This window comes from Chlorogloeopsis sp. ULAP02 (genome assembly GCF_038404745.2).
GTDB lineage: Bacteria > Cyanobacteriota > Cyanobacteriia > Cyanobacteriales > Nostocaceae > Chlorogloeopsis.
This window is the reverse complement of sequence record NZ_JAYKTT020000035.1, coordinates 25,373-34,897: the sequence shown is the minus strand read 5'-3', so window position 1 is coordinate 34,897 and position 9,525 is coordinate 25,373. Positions and strand designations below refer to the sequence as shown.

Genomic DNA, 9,525 nt, shown 5'->3' with positions numbered 1-9,525 from the left:
AGTACAAGCTTCTACCCCAATGTCGCCATACCCATATAACACGACATTAAATAAGGCGATCGCTCGTTTTTTCATCCCTAGAGTGAAATGCGATCGCCATATCCAGAATTTTGACTTGCCGCTCTCAAAGCTTTAGTTTAGGTACTCAGTTCACTAAGCGGTGATTTTATTTAGTACAGGTTAATAATCACCGCTTACTCAACACTAGGAGCCGTTAAATAGCCCTTAGAAGATTTTCGCCAGGTTACTTAATCGTTCATAAACAGGGATGAGGCGATCGCCGTGTATCTCCACAGAAGCATGAGGATAGTTACGAATTGCTCCGAGTAAGGTAACTTCACCACTTTGACTAATAGATGCACTCAAAGCGGAATGTAGTGCTTGCTTGTCTAATGGTTTATCAGGAGGACGAACTACCTCACCTACTTGACTGACCAAAATTGGCCCTGCCCAGCTAGACATTATACTATTTAAAAAGCCGCGATCGGCCTTGATTCCTGCCGTCAGAGCCTTTCGAGCTAATGCGGGGTCTTGTTTGGCGGTTTGCAGATAAGCTTTTAGTATGGGGGTAGTCTTGCCAGTTTCTACAAATTGAGTTAATTCTTTAACAGAGACTGGCCCCCGAAAATTACCATACTTTAAAACTACCTGTTCCGCAGCGTTAGCATTAGTACTTGAGAGTAAAACACTAGCACCCACTCCTAAAGCTACTGTCTTACTAAGCAATGTCGTAAATTTCCATCTGCTGATTCGATTCAGAAGTAGAAAAATTTGCATTTTAACGAACTCCCTGGTAGTGCAAAGCGCACATGGGCAAAAATCCTCAAGTGTTATTTAACTATTCGAGAAAGCATATCTACCAGGTTAGCTAAATTAATTTGGTTTGCGAGATTTTTTTAGATTGCCACTCCTTCCAATTCCTCATCTGTCAACTCATATAAATTGCGTAACTTTTGCAACTTCTCCTCACTCGCTTGCCAAAAACCGCGTCCATGGGCTTCTAACATTCTTCCCACAATATTGCGGAAGGCTTCTGGGTTTGCCTTTCGCAATTTCTCTGCCATTTCTGGATCTAAAGCATACGTATCTGCTGCCTGGTCGTATACCCAATTATCAGTAAAATCCGCAGTGCCACCCCAACCAATCAACGCCGTCATCCGTTGAGAAATTTCAAAAGCACCACCAGAGCCTTGGGTTGCCATTGCTTCTGCCCATTTGGGGTTGAGCAACTTAGTACGATATTCCATGCGCAGCAAATCGTCTAACTTGCGGGGTGTGGTATCTTTCGAGAAACTTTCCACAAAGTTAGCTGTAACTTTTTTCCCACGGATTTTTTCTGCCGCTTTCTTCAAGCCACCTGTATTGGCGTAATACTCTTGAATATCGGTTAAACCGTATTCTACCGAGTCAATTTCTTGGACAATGCGATCGCACTTTTGCAACAATGTCTTTAGCACTTCTGGTCTAGCTTGTCCCTTATCTTGCCTACCGTAACTAAAAGCATTGCGACTTTGCCAAGTATTGCCCAACTCCTCACCAGATTCCCAGTTACCATCGTTAACGCGATCGTTTACCAAAGAACCAAAATCACCCGCCGGATTAGAAAACAATCTTGCCGATACATTTTCTACCCCTTGCGTCTGCAAAGCTAAAGCGTGTTTTCTAATAAAATTCTGCTCCTCTGGTTCATCCGCCTGGGCTGCTCGTTGAAACAAATCATCCAATAACTCAATCACATTCACAAAACTATCGCGGAAAATCCCCGACAAATTTGCCAACACATCAATCCGAGGATGTCCCACTTCTGCTAAAGGTTTTAATTCATACCGAACAATTCTTCCTGTCCCTTCCTTCACGGGTTCAGCACCAACCAACTCCATGAGAATACCCAGCGATTCACCCTTAGTTTTAATTGCATCCAATCCCCATAACATCACCGCTACCGTTTCCGGATAATCACCGTGTTCTTCCAGATGCTGAGAGATAATTTTTCGACCGATTTCCTGTCCGCGTGCATATGCTGCCGGAGAAGGCATTCTATAAGGATCTAAAGCATGAATATTCCTACCTGTAGGCAACACACCAGCCCCATCCCGCAATAAATCACCACCAGGAGCAGGCGGAACATACTCTCCATTTAAACCCCGCAAAAGATTTGTTAATTCATCAGTGGTTTGCATTAACAACTGCTGAATTTCCAACTCCTCTTCTTTGCGTCTTTGCGGTTCATTTTCAAAATAAGCTTCCAAATACGCCGCCATTTCCTCCTGATTCGGCGCTTCACCAAGTGTATGCAACCCAGAAGAAAACAGGCGAGTTTCTAGAACTTGCAAATACTCATACAAATTCACTAGATAATCATTAAAAGCATGAGCGCTAAACATCCGAATATTCTCTGGAGTAAAAGGAATTCCCAAACGTTTAGCATCCTCAAACGGACAATCCGCATCTAAACCAGTATCAACAATCTTTTTGCAAATAGCTTCTTTTAAAGCATAATTCTTCTTTGGATCTTCTCGATACTCTGAGATTAAATCTCGCAGCGCCACTAATTCTTTATACAAACCTGCTCGACCGTAGGGTGGTACATTGTGGGAAATTAACACCCCATAACCGCGACGTTTTGCCAAAATCGATTCGGAAGGATTATTTGCCGCATATATATATAAATTAGGCAAGTCTCCCAACAAAATATCAGACCAAGAATAACCCGTATTTCCCAAAGGTGAACCCGGCAACCATTCCACCGTGCCGTGCATACCAAAGTGAACTACGGCATCAGCTTGAAACTCATGTTGCAGCCATTTGTAGAAAGCAGCGTATTGGGGATGGGGCGTTAAATCTCGTTCAAACATCAAGCGCATCGGATCACCTTGAATTCCCAGTGGTGGCTGCACACCTATCCAGATATTCCCCAACTGCACACCACCAATGTGAAATTCATCACCATAGGTTTTAATCCCAGTACCCGTGAGAGATTGCCATTGCTTTTCAATGCGCGAGGTGCGGAGATATCCTAGCCATTTTTCGAGGGTGCGGACATTAACAGATGCGGGGACACAGAGACGCGGGGACGCGGGGAAGTTTTCAAGAAGACTCTCCGTGTCCCCCCTTCTTTGTGTCTCTGCGTTATCTAAAGTTTCATCCGCTTCTTTGACTGCACGAATCAACTCTTCCCCATCTTCGGGCAAATCAGCGATCGCGTAACCTTGCTCTTTGAGTGCCTGGAGGAATTTCAAGAGACTGCGCGGTACATTCAACAATGCAGCTGTTCCCACCGCACCGTAACCAGGCGGAAATCCATAGAGAATAATCGCTATTTTTCTTTCATTTACAGGTTTGCGCCGCAAATTAATCCAGGTTTTCACTCTGCCAATTAAGCGTTGTACCCGTTCGGGAACTAAATAAATGTTTTCTCCCACCAAACCACCAAGGGGAACAGTGTCAATTGCGCCGTCAAGCTCAGGTAAAGCGTATAAAACAACACCTTGTAAACCACCGACACCTTGGCGTGTCCAAGAGTAGATGTCTTGAATTAAAAGAGGAGCAGCAACAATGTATGGGACATTCTTAGCAGAGAGGATGCGTTTTGCTACTTCCACTTGCCGTCCCGCTTCCATAGAACCAGCAGGCCCCCCTACTAAGGGAAAACCAATAGTTGAGACGATCGCATCCACTTTTACTGCCTCATTGGAAAGAGAGGCAATTTCTACATTTCCGATTTGGCGTTGCTGAATTTCGTAGTCGCTTGTCATCCAGTCACGGACAGCAACGTGTCCTTCTACACCGTTGATGAAAATAGGTAAGGGGATTAACCCTGCTTCCTCAAAACGGCGAATTAGCTGATTAATGTAGGGTTGTTTGGTGATGACGTGCTTGCGGTAGAGGAGAATGCCAACAACTGGAGAAGACGCAGAGAATCTATCAAAAACACTCCCCGCGTCCTCTTCATTCCTCTGCTGATACCACTCCAAATACTCACGTGGCGATTCAAAAAACCCTTGATAATCGGGATGAAGTAACCCCATATTAGGAGTTTCAACGGGTGGGGGAATATCACCAACTTTCAAACCTAAATATTTTTCTGCCAGTGTCCAGAAGAGTGCAGCTACATTTTCCGCTCCACCACAGTTCCAATAACCATAAATGATTAACCAGTTGCGTAAGTCTTGGACTTTTTGCACTGGCACAAATTTTAAGAGTTTTGGCCCTATCTTTAAAAAACTTATATAACCAGCAAGTCTGTCTTCTTCTCGTCCTTGACTGAATTTGTCAAGGATAAATTTCACTGGTTTGGGCATTCCTTTCGGTTTATCACCAATGCTAAAGGCTCCCAATTTGGTGAAACTCATCAATTCTAATGCTGACTCGAAAACCAGACGAATGGGAATATTCGCAAGACGATCGCGTAACCACAATACCTGATCGTAATCAAATATTAGGCTGCCAAAAAATACGTCAGCACCAGCGAGTGCTGCTTCTACTTCAGCCCGCTTGCTGGTAATATCGCGATCGCTAAATACCCGAATCTCCAACTCCGGACAACTAGCGATCGCCAAATCAGCCGCTTTTCGATACAAGTCGGCGTTGAAAGATTCAAATCCTGCAATCAAGACGATACGTTTCATGTCCCAGAGCTAAGAAATATTTCTTCATCTTGATTTTAATTGACGCTATTGCTAATCGCTAATTACTAATGGCTAATAGCTTTTGATCGAGAGGCGATCACAGATGAAAGTAGTTATATTAGTTATGTGCTTTTTTTGACAATATATGAACTAAATATTTACAATGACTTTACCCAAAGAGTAAAATAGAGCGCCTCTTTTCTGGCTAATAAGTGAGGGAGAATCCAATGAAATATGGAATAGACATCGGGCATAATTGTCCTCCAGATACTGGAGCCAGAGGGATAAAATTTGAGGATCATTTGACTATTGATGTTGGTAATAGAGTTATAGCAAAGTTAAAAGCATTAGGACATCAAGTTGTTGAATGCAAACCAACAAGTGCCAGTACAGTAGGAGATTCTCTGAGAAAAAGATGTGCAAAGGCTAATGCTAGCGATATCGAGGTTTTTGTATCCATTCATTTTAATGCTTTTAACCGTCAAGCCAATGGTACAGAAGTCTTTGCAGTCAGTGATGCAGGAAGAAAAATAGCGAAATCTGTATTAAATGAAATAGTCAAATTAGGCTTTTTTAATCGTGGTGTTAAGAATGGCAGTCACTTATACGTAGTTAGAAATACAGATATGACTGCAATTTTAGTCGAAGGGTGTTTTATTGATTCGCAAAAAGATATGGCTCTGTATAATCCAGAAGCAATGGCAAATGCGATCGTCAAAGGTTTAACTGGAAAATTACCTGACAATACTCCTGTTGATCCAGTAGAAGACGAAGAACAAAATCCAGATGTCACAATCCAGAGGCTGCAAAAAGCTTTAAATCGACTGAAAATCACTGACAAAGATGGTAAATCGTTAGCAGAAGATGGAGCAAACGGCCCCAGAACGCGATCAGCAATAGAAAAATTCCAGAGAATTGTAGATATCAAGCAGACTGGAACCGCAGATCAAAATACATGGAATGCAATTAATCAAATACTGGCGAAACGAATAATTAGAGTGAATCACGCAGGTGGTGTTGCAATCAGATACTTGCAATACCGTCTAGCTGTTGATATAGATGGTGTCTATGGCCCACAAACGGAGACAGCCGTAAAAAAATATCAACAGCAAAATGGATTGACTGCTGATGGAATTATTGGCCCTAACACATGGCAGAAGTTAATTGGTTAACTATTAGTCATTAGTCGTTTGCACAGGAGAAACCTACCAAAAGTGCTACCTTACCACAGCGCTAACGTAATTATAAAGGATTCCCTGTTGCCTGTTCCTTGTTAATCACTAACGGATCAGTCCCCTCAAAATCTTAGTATTTAAAGGTAAGCGGCTTAAATTCTATCTTATGGAGCAGGACAAGCCGCTCAGAAAAAGCTAAACTTTGCTCTATTGTGGTTGCATAAACTCTCAAAAGTCAAGCATTTAGACCTATAATGACAGTATTTTGAATGGCTTAAAAGGGTAGAATCTAAAAAACTTCATTTTCACTATGTGGTAGAACCCTGGTATGAAAAAAAATAGACTCTCATCTTTAGAAAGACTTTTTTACCAAGATAGTTGGTACAACCTGTTAAAATTTTCATAGAAATAGCCAATCTCCAACTTAGCTCTAATTGGAATGAAAAGTTGGTGGTTTATTTAAAATTTATTGAGAAAAGTTCCTCTTTAACAATCTTTGGTATTAGAACTTTGTTGCACTACTCAAACAGTATTCAAGTTGGAGATAAAGTTTTAATCCTGCTTCCAGAGTATGTAGCTGGAAAAGTAGGAATAATCTGGGGTTTGGAGAAACTATCAGGTGGGCAGATGAGTGGACGCTGGCTGATCCAAATAGACTCTGATGATATTTTAGTCTCGTTAAATCAAGATGAATTTAAGGTTTTGAGTCAGGGCAAAGAAGTCCATCATTCTTAATTATAGGTATTTTTTATGGATAGATAAAGTTGAACCATGCATTGTAAAAAAGCGATCACTTACCACTTGACACTCGAAATCACGCGATCACTTTTTAGACATAACAGTGAAAAAATCCCCAACTGCTTGAAAAAGTTGGGAGATGTGTATTGTTCAAAGTTGATAATGGCAATGTCACTGCTTTGGCTCAAGTGCGATCGCCTCAGCAAGAGTTAATAGCTCACTCTAGTATAATTTAACACTCACAATTTTAGATATATTTTTAAGTTTTTACAAAAATTTTATATATATTGTTTGCTCCAGTGAACTCACTTAGATTTTATTTAGGAAATTAATATTGTATATCTACTGAAGCAGTAGTATTTTTTTATAGCTAAAGTATCAGTAAGCGTTGACCAATAAATATGGGACAACATCTTTCAAGTTTAATAATTTGCTAATGCTTTACCGCCTGACGTTAACCTCTAGCTTGATATTGGCAAGCGCTTTAGCTGTTGAGCGCTTTGTATTAGCTCAAAGTGTTGATGTTCCCTTTAGCGGTACTGTTCCAGTTGAAGCTACTTTTAGTACTCCTATCGCTGGTAGTGCAGAGCCAACTACTCCCACTAATTCTAGTGAAGCTCCGACAAAGTTGGAATCACAGACACCTGCCACTCTTAGTGTGCAAACCAACACACCTGTTACCATTACAGTTTCGCCTCCCCGCTTTGTATCCGGGGCAATACCCGATCCAGTTGGGACAAAATATGTTGGGTTTCTGAAATTTGATTCAACTAGCGTGAGCAGCAATGTTGGTGGTGGAAGTACTACTTTACCTGAGGGTAATACCAATTTAGAGGTGGCTATGTTGCTTGAGCGCCCGGATGTCTAACCACCGGGAACTTACACTTGCGTTGTCACCTTAACTGTGACTCCATAATTGATTTTCCTGTGGATCAAAAGATTTACCTCGTTATTTTGGGAAATTTTGCATATGATTCGTCGTTCTTTATTAACAGCCGTTTTAATACTTGTGGGTAGCGTTGCTCTTGCTCCCAAGACAATGGCTCAAACTGTTGATGTTCCTTTTACCGGAACTGTTACTGGTGCTTGTAATTTTGGGCAAGTTACACCCGGTAGTTTGGGAGTAAATCAACCTTCTAATCCAACAACACTAGCTAGTAACTATTCTGAGGGAGTATTTGGTCAAGTTTCTGTTACTTGTAATGCTCCTTCTCAGCTTACAGTATCACAACCTGTACAAACTGGAGGTCCTAACTTCACTCCTATATTTTCAGACGCGATGGTTAACTCACTATTTGGCTCAACTAATGCTACTGATGGTTCTCCCCTGATGCTCCCACCTGGTAGTCCAATGATGCTAAACGTGGATATGATTGCAGACAAAGGTAGCCCTCTAACTCCTGGTACTTATGACTACAAAGTAACGTTAACCGTGACGCCGTAACGGTCTTGTAAATTGAGTTTTAGCATACAAAATCTAAGATGGTATCAGTAGGGTGGGCATTGCCTGCTCTACTATGTTATTTTTAATACTTAAATCTAATAGCCATGATTGCATTCAAAATACAGTTACCTTCAAAAAAGTTCTAAATGTTTCCTCGCTTGGTCTTAATTTCAATTTTTATACTAACGATTTCTGTAGTTCTAACGCGCAATGCTTATGCTCAAACTACTGAGACTTGTATCTTTTCTCAAACTGTCTCTGGCGAGTTAGTAGGTGATGGTGGAACTTTGCCAACTCAGTTAGTAAGTTTTAGTACCGCTGGGGGCTCTCCTACGCAAATTTCTGTTCACTGTGAAGAGCCTGTTAATCTAAGTGTATCCGAGCCTATTCAGATTGCCGGGCCAGCTTTCCAGCCTGTATCTTCTCTTGTGACAGTAGAAACTGCAAACGGTGGTTCAACTAATTCTCGTAGTGGTTCGCCATTATCTTTACCTGTAGGAACCACTCCTGTTGTCATAAATTTATTTGTTGATAAAGGAAGTTTGCTTGCTCCTGGGAACTATAGATACGGAATTAAATTTACAATTGTGCCCTAACTTTAGATATGGTTCGTAACACTTGGCTCTTTAAAGCTGCTTTTGGGGCTTGTTTCTCCAGCCTAATTTTGTTTTCCGGTAAAGCTTCTGCACAAATGAGCATTTCTCCGTTAGTCATTGAAGCTAAAGCCGATCGCGGACAAGCCCAAGGTATGATCACAATTACAAATACTAGCAGTAATCCCTCTCGTGTTCGTGTCTATGCTGAACCTTTTACTTATAGCCGAGATTCAGGATTTCAAACCTTACCTACCACCAGCCCCAATAATCTTACTCCATATCTGCAATTCTCACCGCGCGAATTAACTATTAAACCAGGAGAAAGTCGGCGGATACGTCTAATCGGTAGATTAGCCCCCAATCTTGCTGAAGGTGAATATCGAGCTGTTGTGTTCAACGAAACTCTGAATGAGTCTAAGGATAGTGCGGGCAATAATGTTACTTTGGCAACACGCATCGGTGTGACTTTCTATGTCCGTAAAGGTAATGTTGCTCCGAAATTAGCGGTAGATAATGCCAGTTTCAATACACGGCAAAAGCAAATTCAGCTATTAGTTCGCAACAGTGGTAAAGCTACTGTTCGTCCCAGTATAAATTGGATTTTACGTCGTGGGGAAACCGTTGTAAAAACTGGCAAAGTAGATGCGACTGCTGTTGTTGCTGAAAGCGATCGCAACTTAGTATTCAATTATCCTGGCAAAGAAAACCTTGCTCCCAGTCAATATCAACTTAGTGGTGAGTTGTTATGGAGTGAGAATGACAAAAAAAGTAAACTCCCATTTAATGTGAATGTGACGATTCCGGCATCAACCACTACTTCGGAAAAGAAATAACTTTTGTTATAAATATTACAAGTCATCCTGAGCTTCACACTAGCTTTTGGGAATAATAAGCTTACAAAGACGTTAATTATCAACGTCTTTTTATGTGTTTTTACTTAATAA

8 protein-coding genes are annotated in these 9,525 nt (G+C 41.3%); 5 read left to right on the top strand and 3 right to left on the bottom strand.

Annotation, left to right across the window (positions count from 1 at the left end):
• Positions 1–225: 225 nt before the first annotated feature.
• Both U2718_RS14520 and bchH read right to left on the bottom strand, forming a co-directional pair.
• The gene (locus U2718_RS14520; protein ID WP_341999983.1) at positions 226–777 is read right to left on the bottom strand and encodes an alpha/beta hydrolase; all 552 of its coding nucleotides are present in this window, start codon (positions 775–777) and stop codon (positions 226–228) included.
• Between the two features lie 119 nt (positions 778–896).
• Positions 897–4,628, bottom strand: a complete 3,732-nt coding sequence (bchH, locus tag U2718_RS14515; protein WP_341999981.1) for a magnesium chelatase subunit H — start codon at positions 4,626–4,628, stop codon at positions 897–899.
• Positions 4,629–4,855: 227 nt separating this feature from the next.
• Here bchH and U2718_RS14510 point away from each other — a divergent pair, with 227 nt between their 5' ends.
• The 4 genes from U2718_RS14510 to U2718_RS14495 all read left to right on the top strand — a co-directional run bounded on the left by U2718_RS14510 (position 4,856) and on the right by U2718_RS14495 (position 7,985).
• On the top strand, positions 4,856–5,800 hold the full coding sequence (locus tag U2718_RS14510; protein ID WP_341999979.1) for an N-acetylmuramoyl-L-alanine amidase: 945 nt from the start codon (positions 4,856–4,858) through the stop codon (positions 5,798–5,800).
• A gap of 381 nt (positions 5,801–6,181) precedes the next feature.
• Complete coding sequence (locus U2718_RS14505; RefSeq protein ID WP_341999977.1) at positions 6,182–6,538, top strand: hypothetical protein; 357 nt, start codon at positions 6,182–6,184, stop codon at positions 6,536–6,538.
• Between the two features lie 439 nt (positions 6,539–6,977).
• Entirely contained in the window at positions 6,978–7,409 is a 432-nt protein-coding gene (locus tag U2718_RS14500; protein WP_341999975.1) for a hypothetical protein, read from the top strand.
• Between the two features lie 102 nt (positions 7,410–7,511).
• Positions 7,512–7,985, top strand: a complete 474-nt coding sequence (locus U2718_RS14495) for a hypothetical protein (RefSeq protein ID WP_341999974.1) — start codon at positions 7,512–7,514, stop codon at positions 7,983–7,985.
• A 388-nt stretch (positions 7,986–8,373) separates the two neighbouring features.
• Here the strand turns inward: U2718_RS14495 and U2718_RS14490 are convergent, their stop codons facing one another.
• Positions 8,374–8,502, bottom strand: a complete 129-nt coding sequence (locus U2718_RS14490) for a hypothetical protein (protein WP_411813287.1) — start codon at positions 8,500–8,502, stop codon at positions 8,374–8,376.
• Between the two features lie 87 nt (positions 8,503–8,589).
• Between U2718_RS14490 and U2718_RS14485 the strand changes: the two genes are divergently transcribed.
• Complete coding sequence (locus tag U2718_RS14485) at positions 8,590–9,414, top strand: P pilus assembly protein, chaperone PapD (protein ID WP_341999971.1); 825 nt, start codon at positions 8,590–8,592, stop codon at positions 9,412–9,414.
• The last annotated feature ends 111 nt before the right edge of the window (positions 9,415–9,525 follow it).

Bases quoted from the DNA above. Each gene is read 5' to 3' on its own strand.
- bchH (WP_341999981.1), bottom strand. From the start codon at position 4,628: ATGAAACGTATCGTCTTGATTGCAGGATTTGAATCTTTCAACGCCGAC.
- U2718_RS14485 (WP_341999971.1), top strand. From the start codon at position 8,590: ATGGTTCGTAACACTTGGCTCTTTAAAGCTGCTTTTGGGGCTTGTTTC.
- U2718_RS14495 (WP_341999974.1), top strand. From the start codon at position 7,512: ATGATTCGTCGTTCTTTATTAACAGCCGTTTTAATACTTGTGGGTAGC.
- U2718_RS14520 (WP_341999983.1), bottom strand. From the start codon at position 777: ATGCAAATTTTTCTACTTCTGAATCGAATCAGCAGATGGAAATTTACG.
- U2718_RS14500 (WP_341999975.1), top strand. From the start codon at position 6,978: ATGCTTTACCGCCTGACGTTAACCTCTAGCTTGATATTGGCAAGCGCT.
- U2718_RS14490 (WP_411813287.1), bottom strand. From the start codon at position 8,502: ATGACAACAGGAGTGGTTCCTACAGGTAAAGATAATGGCGAACCACTA.
- U2718_RS14510 (WP_341999979.1), top strand. From the start codon at position 4,856: ATGAAATATGGAATAGACATCGGGCATAATTGTCCTCCAGATACTGGA.